This is a genomic window from Hyunsoonleella sp. J2K-J805 (assembly GCF_057167125.1).
On sequence record NZ_CM169901.1, the window covers coordinates 111,754 to 127,304 of the forward strand.

Annotated in this window: 15 protein-coding genes; 9 read left to right on the plus strand and 6 right to left on the minus strand. The window is 34.7% G+C overall.

Going from position 1 to position 15,551, the window contains the following annotated elements:
- Nucleotides 1-335: 335 nt before the first annotated feature.
- Both AC1B0Z_RS00470 and AC1B0Z_RS00475 read left to right on the plus strand, forming a co-directional pair.
- Nucleotides 336-1,280 carry a calcium/sodium antiporter gene (locus AC1B0Z_RS00470; protein WP_483793514.1) on the plus strand — a complete coding sequence of 315 codons (945 nt, stop codon included), beginning with the start codon at nt 336-338 and terminating at the stop codon, nt 1,278-1,280.
- Between the two features lie 74 nt (nt 1,281-1,354).
- Complete coding sequence (locus AC1B0Z_RS00475; RefSeq protein WP_483793515.1) at nt 1,355-2,098, plus strand: DUF6503 family protein; 744 nt, start codon at nt 1,355-1,357, stop codon at nt 2,096-2,098.
- A 30-nt stretch (nt 2,099-2,128) separates the two neighbouring features.
- Here the strand turns inward: AC1B0Z_RS00475 and AC1B0Z_RS00480 are convergent, their stop codons facing one another.
- The 5 genes from AC1B0Z_RS00480 to AC1B0Z_RS00500 form a co-directional block, all read right to left on the minus strand.
- Nucleotides 2,129-3,403: an adenylosuccinate synthase gene (locus AC1B0Z_RS00480; protein WP_483793516.1), complete on the minus strand. Its 1,275-nt coding sequence runs from the start codon at nt 3,401-3,403 to the stop codon at nt 2,129-2,131.
- 17 nt (nt 3,404-3,420) lie between these two features.
- Nucleotides 3,421-3,888 carry a Fur family transcriptional regulator gene (locus tag AC1B0Z_RS00485; protein WP_483793517.1) on the minus strand — a complete coding sequence of 156 codons (468 nt, stop codon included), beginning with the start codon at nt 3,886-3,888 and terminating at the stop codon, nt 3,421-3,423.
- Between the two features lie 22 nt (nt 3,889-3,910).
- Nucleotides 3,911-6,130 (minus strand): RelA/SpoT family protein, encoded by a 2,220-nt coding sequence (locus tag AC1B0Z_RS00490; protein WP_483793518.1) that lies wholly within the window; start codon nt 6,128-6,130, stop codon nt 3,911-3,913.
- 45 nt (nt 6,131-6,175) lie between these two features.
- Entirely contained in the window at nt 6,176-6,763 is a 588-nt protein-coding gene (locus AC1B0Z_RS00495) for a non-canonical purine NTP diphosphatase (RefSeq protein WP_483795220.1), read from the minus strand.
- Nucleotides 6,764-6,999: 236 nt separating this feature from the next.
- Nucleotides 7,000-7,383, minus strand: coding sequence for a thiol-disulfide oxidoreductase DCC family protein (locus AC1B0Z_RS00500; RefSeq protein ID WP_483793519.1), 384 nt, complete (start codon nt 7,381-7,383; stop codon nt 7,000-7,002).
- Between the two features lie 152 nt (nt 7,384-7,535).
- On the opposite strand from AC1B0Z_RS00500, the gene AC1B0Z_RS00505 reads away from it, so the two are divergent.
- Nucleotides 7,536-7,835 carry an HPF/RaiA family ribosome-associated protein gene (locus tag AC1B0Z_RS00505; RefSeq protein ID WP_483793520.1) on the plus strand — a complete coding sequence of 100 codons (300 nt, stop codon included), beginning with the start codon at nt 7,536-7,538 and terminating at the stop codon, nt 7,833-7,835.
- Here the strand turns inward: AC1B0Z_RS00505 and rlmH are convergent, their stop codons facing one another.
- A complete protein-coding gene (gene rlmH, locus AC1B0Z_RS00510) occupies nt 7,836-8,309 on the minus strand; it encodes a 23S rRNA (pseudouridine(1915)-N(3))-methyltransferase RlmH (RefSeq protein ID WP_483793521.1) in 474 nt (157 codons plus the stop codon). It abuts the gene before it with no gap.
- Between the two features lie 110 nt (nt 8,310-8,419).
- Between rlmH and nadC the strand changes: the two genes are divergently transcribed.
- From nadC to priA, 6 genes are all read left to right on the plus strand, one after another.
- Nucleotides 8,420-9,280, plus strand: a complete 861-nt coding sequence (gene nadC, locus AC1B0Z_RS00515) for a carboxylating nicotinate-nucleotide diphosphorylase (RefSeq protein WP_483793523.1) — start codon at nt 8,420-8,422, stop codon at nt 9,278-9,280.
- 97 nt (nt 9,281-9,377) lie between these two features.
- Nucleotides 9,378-10,328: a YihY/virulence factor BrkB family protein gene (locus tag AC1B0Z_RS00520; RefSeq protein WP_483793525.1), complete on the plus strand. Its 951-nt coding sequence runs from the start codon at nt 9,378-9,380 to the stop codon at nt 10,326-10,328.
- A gap of 195 nt (nt 10,329-10,523) precedes the next feature.
- Nucleotides 10,524-11,561, plus strand: a complete 1,038-nt coding sequence (locus AC1B0Z_RS00525) for a right-handed parallel beta-helix repeat-containing protein (RefSeq protein ID WP_483793526.1) — start codon at nt 10,524-10,526, stop codon at nt 11,559-11,561.
- 2 nt (nt 11,562-11,563) lie between these two features.
- Nucleotides 11,564-12,532, plus strand: coding sequence for a T9SS type A sorting domain-containing protein (locus AC1B0Z_RS00530; RefSeq protein WP_483793527.1), 969 nt, complete (start codon nt 11,564-11,566; stop codon nt 12,530-12,532).
- A gap of 92 nt (nt 12,533-12,624) precedes the next feature.
- Complete coding sequence (locus AC1B0Z_RS00535; protein WP_483793529.1) at nt 12,625-13,053, plus strand: DUF2147 domain-containing protein; 429 nt, start codon at nt 12,625-12,627, stop codon at nt 13,051-13,053.
- Nucleotides 13,054-13,075: 22 nt separating this feature from the next.
- Entirely contained in the window at nt 13,076-15,526 is a 2,451-nt protein-coding gene (gene priA, locus AC1B0Z_RS00540) for a replication restart helicase PriA (RefSeq protein WP_483793531.1), read from the plus strand.
- The last annotated feature ends 25 nt before the right edge of the window (nt 15,527-15,551 follow it).

Genomic DNA, 15,551 nt, shown 5'->3' on the forward strand with positions numbered 1-15,551 from the left:
GGGCGTTAACTTCGCTCATACCTACAAGGTTTTTAAAACCTTGCAGGATCGCTTCGGTCGGGCTTTTCGTTCCAAGTCCTCGCTCGCTCCTTCAGGCTCGCTGTGGGCTTTCCTCTGCAATCCCTAACGCACCTATCTGCAACAACCTGTACTGTCCATTACTGTTTTTTTAGTTTGGAAAATTCAGTACAATGCAAATATAAACTATTTTTTTAGTTATAAAACTATATTTATAGTTATTTAACTAAATTTTTAGTTTATATGCTGTTTATAAATCGTAAATCAAAAATTGTAAATCGTTAATTCTTAATATTATCTTCGTAAAAAAATAGTTTATGAGTATCCTTTGGGTTGTTCTTGGTTTTGTTCTGTTAGTTGTAGGAGGGGAGTATTTGGTGCGTTCGTCCGTGGCGCTCTCTTTCAAATTTAATATCTCTAAAATGGTTATTGGTATGACGGTGGTATCCTTCGCCACTTCGGCTCCAGAACTGTTGGTAAGTTTACAGGCTGCATTCTCAGGATCTCCAGCTATAGCCATTAATAATGTAGTAGGTTCTAATATTGCAAATATAGGTTTGGTACTGGGAGTTACAGCTTTGGTTGGCTCCATAGCGGTAGATAAATCGTTTTACAAGCTTAATTGGCCTGTAATGATGGTATTTTCGCTTGTGCTCTTTTACTTTTTAAAAAATGATAACTTGCTTACTGCAGCGGAAGGTAGCATCCTTTTTTTAGGCTTGGTATTGTTTCTATTTATTCTCATCAGAAACGCTAGAAAAGATACAGTTGTTGAGGAAGTGGACGAAACTTTGGCTAAAGTTTCCAATTTTAAGATTATAACTTGGTTGATTATTGGTGCTGCAGCATTATATTTTGGCAGTGAGTGGCTGGTAGATGGCTCTAAAGAAATAGCGCAATCCGTTGGTGTTAGTGAGGCCGTAATTGGCGTATCCTTAATTGCAATAGGTACTAGTGTTCCAGAGTTGGCGGCATCGGTAATAGCGGCTGCTAAACAAGAAAAGGCTATTTCACTAGGCAACCTTATAGGTTCTAATATTTTTAATATTGGATCTGTACTTGGATTAACATCATTGGTAAAACCAATAGAAGTTACTGAATCTCAAATTTTAACCAATGACATCTTTTGGATGTTAGGGTTCGCCGCTGTACTTATACCTCTTATTTTTATCCCTAAGCGTATGCAAATTAGTAGGTTCAAGGGATTCTTTTTGGTTCTGGGCTATAGTATTTTTATGGTTTTGGTGTTTTCAAAAGGCTAAGTCTTAGCTTGGTAAAATCATTAATAGGTGAAAGGTTTCAGTGTTATTTTTGACATAGAAACAAATTTTTTAATATGAAGTTCATTAATCTTATTATTGTCGCACTTCTTTTATTTGCTTGTAAATCGCCTAATAAAAAGCGCACTGCGCAAGACGTTATAGATAAAGCCATAGTTGCCCACTGTAACGGTAATTGTGAAAACAGCACTATTACCTTTATGTTTAGGGATAAGCATTACAAGTCAATAAAAAAAGGTGGTTCATACCAATACGAACGCATCTTTAATGATAGCATACAGGCCATAAGAGATGTGTTAACGAATGATGGTTTTATGCGTTATGTAAACGATACGCTAGTAGAACTGCCAGATTCAGTAGCAAAAAAATATTCAAATAGCGTAAACAGTGTGCACTATTTTGCGCAATTGCCTTATGGCTTAAATGCACCGGCAGCTAAAAAACAACTTTTTGAAGAAGCTTCTATAAAAGGAAAAGAGTATTACAAAATTGGTGTAACCTTCAATGAAGAAGGCGGGGGCACTGACTTTGATGATAAATTTGTGTATTGGATTAATAAAACAGATTTTTCAATGGATTATTTGGCATACAGTTATGCTGTAGATGGTGGAGGCATTCGTTTTAGGGAAGCTTATAATAAAAGGATAGTGAATGGAATTACATTTTTGGATTATAAAAATTACAAGCCGATAAGCCTAGATGTAGAATTGACGGATTTGGATGTATTATTTCAAAATAATAAGCTGAAGCTAATATCTAAAATTGAAACACTGCAAGTGGAAGTTACTCTTCTTGAATAAAAAAAGCTGCCAAGTGCAGCTTTTTTTTAATTATTGTCTAAAAATAGTCTGTTTCCTATCTGGCCCTACCGAAACTATCGTAATAGGAATTTCCAATTCTTTTTCTAAGAAATCAATATAATCATTCAATTCTTTTGGAAATTGTGAGGCTTCCGTCATTTTGGTTAAATCCTCACTCCAGCCCTTAAATTCGGTATAAATAGGTGTAACGTTTTCTGGCTCAATATTATAAGGTAAATGTTTAATTTCTTTACCTTTATATTTGTAAGCAGTACAAACTTTAAGTGTTTTAAACCCAGAAAGCACATCACCTTTCATCATATTTAATTGGGTTACCCCATTTACCTGACATGCATATTTTAAAGCTACTAAATCTAACCAACCGCAACGTCTTGGACGACCAGTAGTGGCGCCAAATTCATGCCCCACTTTAGCCATGGTAGCACCGTCTTCATCAAATAGTTCTGTAGGGAACGGTCCTGAGCCAACTCTCGTTGTATACGCTTTAAAAATCCCAAAAACTTCACCTATTTGGTTGGGTGCAACACCTAAACCTGTGCATGCTCCCGCGGCAGTTGTATTGCTAGATGTTACAAACGGGTAGGTGCCAAAATCAATATCCAAAAGCGACCCTTGAGCACCTTCTGCTAAAATTGTCTTACCGTTCCGTTGTGCTTGATAAACATATTCTTCAGAATCAATGAAAGTTAGGGATTTTAAGACTTTAACTGCTGTAAAGAACTCTGTTTCTAATTCTTTTAAATCATACTCAATTGAAGCATCGTAATAATCGATCATTGATTGGTGCTTATCTGCAAGTACTTGGTAACGCTCCTTCCAATCGGTTAGCTCTAAATCACCAACACGAATACCATTTCTACCGGTTTTATCCATATAAGTTGGCCCGATACCTTTTAAAGTTGAACCAATCTTAGCCTTTCCTTTAGAGGCTTCACTTGCAGCATCTAATAAACGGTGCGTAGGTAAAATGATATGTGCTTTTCTCGAAATCAACAACGATTTTCTGTAATCTACATCCTGCTCTTCAAGTTTATCTAATTCTTTTTTGAAAATTACCGGATCTATAACAACACCGTTTCCTACCAAATTTGTAGCATTGTCATGAAAAATTCCAGATGGTATGGTATGCAACACATGTTTTCTTCCATTAAAAACTAGGGTGTGTCCTGCATTTGGACCTCCTTGAAACCGTGCTATAATATTGTAGTTTTTGGTCAGTACGTCAACAATTTTTCCTTTGCCTTCGTCTCCCCATTGTAATCCTAGTAGTAAATCTACTGCCATTTTAAAAAGTGAATTAGTTAGTTGTCCTGATCGTTTTCAGGAGATTTTCTATTTCCGTAAAAATAAAGTGAGTGGTTATTAATTTCTATATCGAAAACTTCTTCAATAGTTTTTTTGATGGATTGTATTCTTGGATCGCAGAATTCGATGACTTCTCCTGTGTCGGTTAAAATCACATGGTCGTGCTGTCTGTCAAAATAAGACTTTTCGTAATGGGCTTGGTTTTGCCCAAACTGATGCTTTCTTACCAGTTTGCATTCCAATAATAACTCTATAGTATTGTAAAGTGTAGCTCTGGAAACGCGATAATTTTTGTTTTTCATATTAAGATACAAGGACTCAATATCAAAATGCTCGTTACTATCGTATATTTCTTGGAGTATCGCATAGCGTTCGGGTGTTTTTCTATGCCCATTTTCTTCTAGAAAACTAGTGAAAACGCTTTTTACAATCTCTTGGTTTTTGCTGTCTGTATTTGAATTCATAATCGCGCTGCAAATTTACACTTTAAACTCTGGAAACCTTATCGATACCATTAATTTTTTTAAGATTATCTAATATTTTTTTCAACAATGCTTTGTTCTTAACTACTAATTTTATTTTTCCTGAAAAAATACCATCATCGGTCTCAAAACTTAAACTTTTCATGTTTACATGTAAGTTGTTTGATATTACTTTTGTAATGTCATTAACAAGACCCATATGATCAATTCCTGAAACCTTAATTTCAGTTGCGTATTCTTGTTGGCTTGAGTCTATCCATTTTGCAGGCATAATCCTGTATGCATAGTTGGACCTTAGACTCAATGCATTTGGACAATTGTTTTTATGAACCTTTATGCCTTCTGAAACTGTTAGGAAACCAAAAACGTCATCCCCAGGAATTGGGTTACAGCAGTTGGATAGTTTATAATCCAGTTTTTCTTCCTCCTTACCAAAAACAAGTGAATCGAAATTTGAAGTGATTTCGTCTTTTTCAATTTGTTCTTTTGAAATAGATGGTTTTCTCGAGATTCTATTTTTAAAAAAACTAACTAGCGCATTATTTCTGGAAGACGCAAAATCTTTAAGCATGGTATTGTCAATAGAACCAATACCTACACGATAAAACAAATCTAAGCTCGTTTTTAAGTTGAAGTGGCGCACTAAATCGTTAACGGATGATTCGTTAAGGGTTATTTTAAGTTGCTTAAGCTTGCGCCTAAGCACTTCTTTACCTTCATCTGCAATAAGCTTTCGGTCTTCTCTAAGTGCTGATTTTATTTTAGCCCTAGCTCTGGCAGTTGTGGCGTAATTTAACCAGTTGGCGTTTGGTTTTGAACTTTCAGAAGTGATTATCTCTACTTGATCGCCGCTTTGCAATTCATGACTTAGCGGTACCAATTTCCCGTTAACTCTTGCTCCCCTGGTATGCATACCTACTTCGGTATGAATATGAAATGCAAAGTCTAAAGAGGTAGCCCCTTTAGGTAACGATTTCAATTCACCTGCAGGTGTAAAAACAAAAATTTCCTGCGCATAGAGATTCAATTTAAATTGCTCCACAAAATCGACAGCATTTAAACTGGGGTTTTCCAGCGTCTCCTGTAGTCTGTTAATCCAGTTTTCTAGGTTATCTTCTTTTTCTTCTCCTTGTTTGTATTTATAGTGTGCCGCATATCCTTTTTCCGCTATTTCGTTCATGCGCTCGCTGCGTATCTGTACTTCTACCCAATTGCCTTTAGGCCCCATAACGGTAATATGTAAAGCCTCGTAGCCAGTGCCTTTAGGAGATGTAATCCAATCCCGAAGGCGTAAGGGGTTGGGTCTGAAATGATCGGTAACTATCGAATATATTTTCCAAGCTAAAAACTTTTCATTTTGTTCGTCGCTTTTGTATATAATTCTTATGGCGAACTTATCATAAACTTCATCAAAGGAAACGCCTTGCTTCACCATTTTTTTACGAATGGAAAAAATAGATTTTGGACGCCCTTTTATAGTGTATTCAAAATCTTCTTTGTCTAACGATTTTTTTATGACTTCACTAAACTGTTCAATATACTTATCCTGCTCTTCTTTACTTTCCTTTATTTTCAAGAGTATATCTTTATAAACCTCAGGTTCGGTATACTTTAGGGATAAATCTTCAAGCTCTGTTTTAATATTATAAAGCCCAATTCTATGAGCTAAAGGTGCATAAATGTATAAGGTTTCAGAAGCAATTTTTACCTGTTTATCAGGTCTCATGGAATCCATGGTTTGCATATTGTGCAAACGGTCTGCTATTTTTATGATGATAACGCGAACATCATCATTTAAAGTGAGCAGCATTTTTCTAAAATTTTCTGCCTGAAGAGATACATCCATATCTTGCTCCTTGCTTAAGGACGAAATCTTAGTGAGTCCATCAACAATTCTGGCAACGGTTTCGCCAAATAATTGTTCAATATCATCAATGGAATAATCTTCACAATCTTCTACTACATCATGAAGTAACGCCGCAGCAATGGATGTTGCGTCCAAACCAATTTCTTGGGCAACAATTCTAGCAACAGCCAGTGGATGGAAAATATAGGCTTCACCAGACTTTCTACGCTGGTCTTTATGACCATCAAGCGCAACTTCAAACGCCCTTCTAATTAGCTTCTTATCCTCATCGGTCAAGGTAGTGTAGCTAACCTTTAAAAGGTTTTTGTAGGCCTTGGCTATTAACTTATTTTCTTTTTCGATCTCTTCTTCAGACATCGAATAAAAATAAGATAAACCGTTTTAATAGCCAATACAGATTTTCTATTTTTTTTCAGAAAGTTTATTCAAGAAATTTATAAGCTGACGTACGGCTTTTCCACGATGTCCAATTTGATTTTTTAATGCCAAATCCATTTCGGCAAAGGTTTCATCATAGCCTAACGGTTTAAAAACAGGGTCGTAACCAAAACCTTTTTCTCCGCGTTTCTCTATTGTGATTTCTCCTTTACAAATACCTGTGAAGGTCGACAGTTTGTCGTTAATAGAGAGTGCAATTACGGTTTTGAACTGCGCATTTCTATTTGTGGTTTGCTCAAGGTTTTTAAGAAGAAGTGCTGTGTTGTTTTCTGCATTTCGTTCTGGACCAGCATATCTTGCTGAATAAACTCCTGGGGCTCCATTAAGTTCGTCAACTTCCAATCCAGTGTCATCGGCAAAACAATCATAACCGTAGTGGGTTTGGATATATTCGGCTTTTTGAATAGCATTACCCTCTATGGTCTCTTTGGTTTCAGGAACATCCTCAAAACATCCAATATCTTTCAAACTAAGTAGTTGAACATTTTTAGGAATTAAAGTTTGAACTTCTTTAAGTTTATTTTGATTGTTGGTGGCAAAAACAAGATGTATCATTATTTCTAATAAGCTTTATAGGCTATAAAACAAATTAAAATTTATTAGATATGAAAAAAATATTATTAACCGTAAGCATGGTTGTATGGCGTTTTTCATATAGTGAAAGTTAAATCGTTAAGGTTATTACTAAAACACCCTAATATGACAACCTTCTTTATCCTAAAGCAGGAGGTAAATCCAATTTCAATGTATTTAAGAACTGCGGGACATTAAATAGTTTTGGAGTAGTTCTAGAAGCTAATCGTACAGCTTTTAGATTTGCCAAACCATTTTAACCTATGTTTTGAAGCTGTTTTGTAAATGTAATCACGAATTATACGTGGGATAAATGCTAAAAGAGCTGCAACTCTTTGCCATTTTGGTATTTTTGAAACAATTTTCAAAAAACCATCCGAACGGGTTTTTACACCATTACTGTCTATTAAAATTACAGTGTCCAACTGCTTTGTGGGGAAACCATAATATTGTAGTAGTTGTTGCCCATAAGGTGATTGAAAAGCTACAAATTGAAACATTTTATCTGGGGCAAATTTTAACAACCAGCCCACAACACCATTACATAAATTACATTCGCCATCAAAAATAATAATATCACGTTTTATTGTACTTTCCATAATGTGCTGATTTATATAATTGTAGACGAAAAGGGTTCGTTTAACTTTCATAAAACCCAAAACTTTTAATTTTTTTTATGATTTTGGTCATTCAAGATGAGACTGGAAATTTGTATCTTAGAAAAGAATTAACAATTAAAAGTAATCGGATTATGACAGTAAATTTTCAATATGTAAATGTAGATGTTAGTGCAACGCTTTCTGAGTTCACAGAAGAAAAATTAGGTAAGTTGTTTAATAAATATGAATTTTTAATAAGTGCGATGGTGTACTTTAAGCAAGACGAAAAGGATCATGACGCAGGTAAAATATGTAATATGGAATTGAGCCTTCCCGGACCAAGAATATACGCAACTTCCAATGAACATAATTTTGAAGTTGCTGTAAGAGAGACCATAAGAGATTTAGACCGACAACTTAAAAAACGTAAGCAAGTGTTTAAAACGCACTAGTTATCGATGGTGGTAGGGTTCATTCCTTAAAATGGTGAACCCACGATACAGTTGTTCAATAAAAAATAATCGAACCATTTGATGGGAAAATGTCATTTTTGAAAGTGATATTTTCCCATTCGCTTTTTTATAAACATCATTAGAAAATCCATAGGGGCCACCAATAACAAAAACCAGTCGTTTTATTCCAGAATTCATGTGTTTTTGGAGATACTCAGAAAAATCTACCGAAGTATATTGCTTCCCATTTTCATCTAAAAGAACTAAAGTGTCAGCTGAATTTAGTTGTTTTAAAATGAGCTCACCCTCTTTTTGCTTTTGTTCAGCTTCGCTTAAGTGTTTTGTCTTTTTTAAATCGGGAATTATTTCAAAATTAAAGGAGATATAATGGCTTAAACGCTTTATGTAAATATCGATTAAGGTATTAAGTTCCTTATTATCAGTTTTGCCAATGGCAAGTAGTTTTATAGTCATGCTACAAAATTACAATTTCATTTATTTATGAGATTAGCATTTTTCGGCATTAAAACTAAAAAATTCGCAAATTAAACTTCCATTTATTATTTTAGCGCAAATTCCCTAATATGATTACGAAAGAGTATTTTGAAAAAGAAGTAGCATACATTATTGAAAATGCTATAAGAGAGGATGTTGGAGATGGCGACCATAGTTCTTTGGCGTGTATCCCAGAAAATGCAAGAGGACGAGCCAAGCTTTTAGTGAAGGATAAAGGTGTAGTTGCAGGCGTTAATTTTGCAAAACGTGTTTTTGATTATGTAGATAAAAAACTTAGGGTAGAAGTAAAAATTGAGGATGGCACTCCTGTAACCTATGGAGATATTGTGCTTTATGTAGAAGGGCCTTCTCAATCCATATTAAAGGCCGAACGAACGGTACTTAATGCAATGCAACGTATGAGTGCCATTGCCACTAAAACAAGAACTTTTGTGGACTTACTTGAGGGTACAGATACTAAAATTTTGGACACTAGAAAAACGACACCAGGTATTAGGGTGCTCGAAAAATGGGCGGTTCAAATAGGAGGAGGAAAAAATCATCGTTTTGCACTCTACGATATGATTATGTTAAAGGACAATCATATTGATTTTGCGGGAGGTATTACTAAAGCAATTGACCTTACCAAAGAATATCTAGCCCAAACAAGTAAGGATCTTCAAATAATGGTAGAGGCTAGAGATTTAATTGAGGTAGAAGAGATTTTACAGAGTGATGGTATTTACCGTATTCTATTGGATAATTTTGACTATGAAGATACCAGAAAAGCTGTAGAATTAATAGGGGATAAGTGCTTAACCGAGTCCTCTGGGAACATTAATGAAACCACAGTACGACATTATGCTGAATGTGGAGTGGACTTTATTTCTTGTGGTGCCCTGACACATTCCGTGCATAATATGGACTTAAGCCTGAAAGCCGTTAAATAGCAATTTTCTTTTTATTTCTTAAACATTCTCTTAGTTAGTGCTACTAATTTTTTAACTTGCGTTAATAGCAAGATATATTTGAAAATTACAGTGATTAATGACGAAACTGATTGAAGACAAATTAGACAAAATACCCGTTATAAATGTCTTAGTTAGGTTTTTAAAGCAGATTAAATTACCAGGTTTTGAAGGACTGTCCGTTTACGACTTATTAGAATTATATGCTTTAGGAGTGGTAAAGGGTGCACTTACCACCAGAGCCAGTGCTATTGCATTTAGTTTTTTCACTGCAATTTTCCCTTTTTTGCTATTTGTCATCATCCTTATACCTTATATACCCATTGACGATTTTCAAACCGAGTTTCTCGATTTTTTAAATTCTTTTTTACCACCCCAAACTTCAGATTTTTTCTTTTCAAATATTTTTGAAAACATTAGTAGTGGTAGTGGTGCGGGCCTTATATCATCGGTGTTTTTACTGTCTATGTTACTAATGGCGAATGGTGTAAATGCGGTTTTTTCAGGTTTTGAAAACTCCTATCACGAACAGTTAACACGAAATGTTTTTCAACAATACATGTATGCTTTAGGAATAGCGTTAATACTGGCTATTTTAGTATTACTCACGGTTGCCGTATTTGGATACTTTCAGATATATATATTAGGTCCTATTTACGAGAGCTTAAGTGGAGAAGTGCTTGATGATGACCAGGGATTAGGATGGATTATTTTTGCTAAATATATGTTCTTCGTTATTATGGTATATCTAGCAACGGCTACTCTGTACTATTTTGGTACAAAAGAAGGGCGGAACACGCGTTTTTTTTCTATTGGTGCTCTATTAACTACACTACTTATAATAATCACGTCCTATTTATTTAGTGTTTATATTGAAAATTTTTCTCAGTATAACAAGCTTTATGGTTCTATAGGCGCTTTACTTATTCTTTTACTTTATTTGTGGCTAAATGCCAATATTTTACTTCTTGGTTATGAACTTAACGCTACCTTGAGGAGACTAAGAAAAAATTCAAGAAAGTCTTTATAAATTCCTTAGTTTTATTGTAAATAAAACTTGACAGATATATCTGTATTTCGTCGTGGAAATATTTTTCAATTAAAGAATTTATTTATATTTCAATAGAACATTGTAGTAATACTAATATCAATAAATATGTATAATATTTATTGATATTTTTATGTTTTTACAAAGCTATTAATTAATCGGAAAAATTCATTTAACATGACAAAAATTACTTCCCTCATTATGGTACTTTTATTGGTGCCGTTATTTCTTAATGCTCAATCTATAATCACGGTTGATAATACTCCAGGTTCGAGTGCGCAATATGATGACTTGCAAGATGCGATCGACAATACCACATCGGGAGATATAATATATGTGCATCCATCCGAAACTAATTATGGAGATATAACGATAGATAAAACTTTAAATGTTATTGGCTTCGGGCATAGTAATCCTTTAAGGAATACATTTGTAGACGGAGTAAACTTTGAAGACGATGGATCCAATACAAGACTTACGGGTTTATATATTACAGGTGGTATTGATTTTCTTAACACTTCATTAATTGTTGAAGATTTAGTAATTGAAAATTGCAGAATTATCAACAGTATAGATTTTGAGTCTTCAAACTTTAGTCTTGGAGCTAATAATGTGCTAATTAGAGGATGCGTTATAAATTCTATTGGTGGTTTGGCAACTAATCTTATAGTTAGTAACAATATATTCAGACCTGGTAATATTGCTATTTATGTTGGAGAGAACTATAACTCGGTAGCAGTTAGAAATAATATTTTCTTTCGAGGAAGTAGTGGAGGTCAGTTTCCAATTTCTAACGCGAATAGCAATGACGGATCTATTACAATTCAAAATTCTATATTTTATGACGAAAGGGGGGCAGATACTGATAATAATAGGCCAGGAGTAATTTTCGAAAATTGCCTGTCTTATAATGCGGGAGCCGGTAATGTGATTGCCATGAATGGCTCTAATAATCTAGATAATATGAATCCGTTATTTACTGATGTTACAGATGACACCTTTGAGGCTGCATTTAATTATGGTCTTCAAGGCGGTTCGCCTGCAATAGGCGCTGGTACCTTAGGTGTTGATATTGGACTTTTTGATAATGCTGGTTTTTCCTTTACCAATTTTGGTTTTACCCAAGGAATTCCAACTGTAACCATAACGGCTATAACAGATCAAGTCGCTCCAGGTGGCAATGTGGAGGTTACCATCGAATCATCATCCAACTAGCCATGAAGCATTTTGTTTTAATTTTTTTAACCAATGTTTGGTTGGCTGTAAGTCAAAGTATAACCACTGCAGAATACTTTTTCGATTCTGACCCTGGAGTAGGCAGTGGTACAGTATTGTCAATAAATATAAACACTGGCGAGTTAGAGCAGAGTTTCACCATTGATGTTTCTGCCTTATCTAACGGATTTCACGATTTGTACATAAGAACTTTTAATAATCAGTCTAATTGGAGTTTATATGATAGAAGTACGTTTTACATTTCATCTTTAAACAACGGTCAAAATATAATCAATGCAGAATATTTTTATGATATTGATAATGGAGTAGGGATGGGCACCAATTTAGATATAGATCCTGAAACCAGTGTTATAAACCAGCAACTTGTTATCCCAACAACGGGATTGGACGAAGGTTTTCATAGTTTATATATTAGAACACAGGTAGCTGATGGTACTTGGAGTTTATATGATCGACAAGTTATATATGTAAAGAATTTTAATAGTATGCCTGCTGCAATTTCTAATGCAGAGTATTTTGTTGATGCTGACCCAGGAGTTGGATTAGGGCAAGCCATAGCAATCACTGGTTCTCCACAGGTAATTAATTTTGATACTGCTGGTTTACCGGATGGAGAACATCTTTTTTGTATCCGCATTCAAAACTCCGATGGAACTTGGTCATTATTTGACTGTGAACTTTTTACTATAGACAATAATCTTGGGTTAAGTGAAACTTTATATCATACGGTTAAATTAAGTCCTTCACCTTTTAATTCAGTTATCAATATAAGTGCTAATAAAGCTTTTGTATTTGATAAGATTAAAGTATGTGATATGACAGGTAAAACGGTATATAAATCGACTTTAGACCTTAGACAAATCGATCTATCTTCACTAGTCGAAGGAACCTATATATTATCTTTACAATGTAAAGATGAAAAGGCGACTTTTAAGATCGTTAAGAATTAATGACGGATTTTTGATAAAAATGAACCATCTCGTTAAAGGGATGGTTTTTTGTTTAAAAGAGTTTATTTTTGGTTTATTAAAAAATTAAGCAAATGAAAATTAAGTTATCACTTCTTTTATGTTTAATAGCGATATTGAATGCTGAAGCACAAAGCATCTTTGGAAAATGGAAAACCATCGATGATGAAACGGGCAAAGCAAAATCGATAGTTGAGATTTATAAAGAAAACGGAAAAGTATTTGGAAAAATAGTAGACATTATAAATCCAGATCGCAAGGATGCCTTATGTACTAAATGTGAAGGGGACGATAAGGATAAGACTATTATGGGATTTGTGCTGATTCGAAATTTAGAGAAAGACGGGAGGTATTATCAGGGAGGTACTATTATAGATCCTTCAAAAGGAAAAACGTATAAATGTCGTATAGGTTTGGATGAAAACAATGAAGATTTGTTGCAGGTTAGGGGTTATGTCGCTTTTTTCTATGCCACACAGTATTGGGAACGTATCAAAAGTTAACTTATAAACTAATAATCTCCTTTTGCTAAACTTTATAGACGTAATATTACCCATTCCTTTGCAGAAACTATTTACCTATAGTGTTACAGCTGCGGAGGCAAATTTTTTAAAACCAGGAATGCGCGTTTCGGTGCCTTTTGGGAAATCAAAAATATATACTGGGATTGTAAAAAATATTCATGAGCAAGCTCCCATGGTTTATGAAGCAAAGGATATTCATCAAATCTTGGATGAAGTTCCTTTAGTAACCAAAATGCAACTAAAATTTTGGGAATGGATAGCAGGCTATTACATGTGCACTATGGGGGATATTATGCGTGCCGCACTTCCTAATGCTCTTATCTTAGAAAGTGAAACCATACTAACGAAAACCACCTCGAAACTTAATGATGAAGATTTAAAAGATGACGAGTTTTTGGTCTATGAGGCTTTGCATCATCAATCGTCTTTAAAAATTCAAGATGTGATGAGTATTTTGGATAAGAAAACTGTTCTGCCAGTTATTAAGCGATTGATTGAAAAGGATGCCATTTCAGTTCAAGAAGAGGTTTTTGAAAAGTACAAGCCTAAATTGGTGCGCTATGTGAAACTGGCTTCTAATTATTCTTCGGAGGTAAAGCTTCAAGAATTGTTGGAAAATTTGAGTAGGGCAAAGAAACAACGGCAGGTAATAATGACCTTGTTTATGTTGTCATCTAAAACTAAAAAACCAGTAAAAGTCGCAGAATTAATTTCACAAAGTGAAGCGTCTTTAGCAATTATTAGGACGCTTATCGATAAAGGTGTTTTGGAGGAATACCATATTCAAACTGATAGGGTGGTATATTCAGGAGAAGCCAATCAGGCCTCAAAACATCTTAACGAATATCAGGAGAAAGCTTTATCAGAAATTAAATCTGAATTCAAAAATCAGCATACGGTTTTATTACATGGTGTAACATCTTCTGGTAAAACAGAAATTTATGTAAAGCTAATAGAGGAAATATTGCAAAAAGAACGGCAAGTGCTGTACTTACTGCCAGAGATAGCTTTAACAACGCAATTGGTCAGTAGATTGCAAAATTACTTTGGAGAGAAAGTTGCCATATTTCACTCCAAATACTCATCTCATGAGCGTGTTGAGGTTTGGAACAATGTTTTAAATAATTCTAAGAAAGCGCAGATAATTTTGGGTGCACGTTCGTCGATATTCTTACCTTTTCAAAATTTAGGTTTGGTAATAGTAGATGAAGAACACGAGCAATCATTTAAGCAATTTGATCCTGCACCAAGATATCATGCAAGAGATGCAGCCATTGTTTTGGCGCACATGTATGAAGCCAAAACACTTCTAGGTTCCGCAACACCTAGTTTAGAAAGTTATTTTAATGCTCAACAACAGCGTTATGGATTAGTAGAGCTAAACTACCGCTATAATAATGTTTTGATGCCAGAAATAGAGTTGGTTGATATAAAAGACAAGCACAAGCGCAAACTGATGAAAGGGCATTTTAGTGATAGATTAATCGAGGAAATGACGGAAACACTTTCAGAAGGACATCAGATTATATTATTTCAAAATCGTAGAGGCTTTTCACCAATTATAGAGTGTAACACCTGTGGACATGCGCCACAATGCCCAAATTGTGATGTAAGTTTAACCTATCATCAATATAGAAATCAGCTGCGTTGCCATTATTGTGGTTACAATACCGCAATGCATACAACTTGTAATGCTTGTGGTAGTCCAGAACTGGATAACAAGGGTTTTGGTACAGAGCAAATAGAGGAAGAGGTGAAGGTGTTGTTTCCAGAGCATAATGTGGCGCGTATGGATTTGGATACTACCCGCGGGAAATATGGCTACGAAAAAATAATTACTGCTTTAGAACAACAAGAGATTGATATTTTAGTAGGTACGCAAATGCTAACCAAAGGGTTGGATTTTAGAAACGTAAAGTTGGTAGGTGTAATGAACGCTGACAATATGCTAAACTTTCCAGATTTTAGAGCGCATGAACGCAGTTTCCAACTCATTATGCAAGTTTCGGGAAGAGCTGGGCGTACTGATAAAAGAGGAAAAGTACTGGTACAAACTTATAATCCGTATCATAATATTTTACAGCAAGTTTCGGGCAATAATTATGAAGCGATGTTTAAGGAGCAAATGGACGAGCGTTTCAATTATAAATACCCACCAGTTTATAAACAGATAAAAATTACGTTAAAGCATAAAGATTATAATAGGGTAGAGCAGGCCTCTATTTGGTTTGGAAAATCTTTAAGGCAAGTTTTTGGTGATTATGTTTTAGGGCCTGAGTCACCACCAGTGTCAAGAATTAGGAATCAATTCTATAAAAATATTTTAGTGAAGATTCCAAAAAGGCAATCCCTATCAAAAACAAAAGAAGCTATCATTAAAATAAACAATAGCTTCTTTAGTGTAAAAGATTTTCGGTCGGTTAAAATAATTTTAAATGTCGATAATTACTAGTGAAATAGAAATTTGGTAAAAATTT

Excerpts from the sequence above, each read along its gene's own strand:
- AC1B0Z_RS00470 (WP_483793514.1), top strand. The coding sequence starts at position 336 with ATGAGTATCCTTTGGGTTGTTCTTGGTTTTGTTCTGTTAGTTGTAGGA.
- AC1B0Z_RS00475 (WP_483793515.1), top strand. The coding sequence starts at position 1,355 with ATGAAGTTCATTAATCTTATTATTGTCGCACTTCTTTTATTTGCTTGT.
- AC1B0Z_RS00480 (WP_483793516.1), bottom strand. The coding sequence starts at position 3,403 with ATGGCAGTAGATTTACTACTAGGATTACAATGGGGAGACGAAGGCAAA.
- AC1B0Z_RS00485 (WP_483793517.1), bottom strand. The coding sequence starts at position 3,888 with ATGAATTCAAATACAGACAGCAAAAACCAAGAGATTGTAAAAAGCGTT.
- AC1B0Z_RS00490 (WP_483793518.1), bottom strand. The coding sequence starts at position 6,130 with ATGTCTGAAGAAGAGATCGAAAAAGAAAATAAGTTAATAGCCAAGGCC.
- AC1B0Z_RS00500 (WP_483793519.1), bottom strand. The coding sequence starts at position 7,383 with ATGGAAAGTACAATAAAACGTGATATTATTATTTTTGATGGCGAATGT.
- AC1B0Z_RS00505 (WP_483793520.1), top strand. The coding sequence starts at position 7,536 with ATGACAGTAAATTTTCAATATGTAAATGTAGATGTTAGTGCAACGCTT.
- rlmH (WP_483793521.1), bottom strand. The coding sequence starts at position 8,309 with ATGACTATAAAACTACTTGCCATTGGCAAAACTGATAATAAGGAACTT.
- nadC (WP_483793523.1), top strand. The coding sequence starts at position 8,420 with ATGATTACGAAAGAGTATTTTGAAAAAGAAGTAGCATACATTATTGAA.
- AC1B0Z_RS00520 (WP_483793525.1), top strand. The coding sequence starts at position 9,378 with ATGACGAAACTGATTGAAGACAAATTAGACAAAATACCCGTTATAAAT.
- AC1B0Z_RS00525 (WP_483793526.1), top strand. The coding sequence starts at position 10,524 with ATGACAAAAATTACTTCCCTCATTATGGTACTTTTATTGGTGCCGTTA.
- AC1B0Z_RS00530 (WP_483793527.1), top strand. The coding sequence starts at position 11,564 with ATGAAGCATTTTGTTTTAATTTTTTTAACCAATGTTTGGTTGGCTGTA.
- AC1B0Z_RS00535 (WP_483793529.1), top strand. The coding sequence starts at position 12,625 with ATGAAAATTAAGTTATCACTTCTTTTATGTTTAATAGCGATATTGAAT.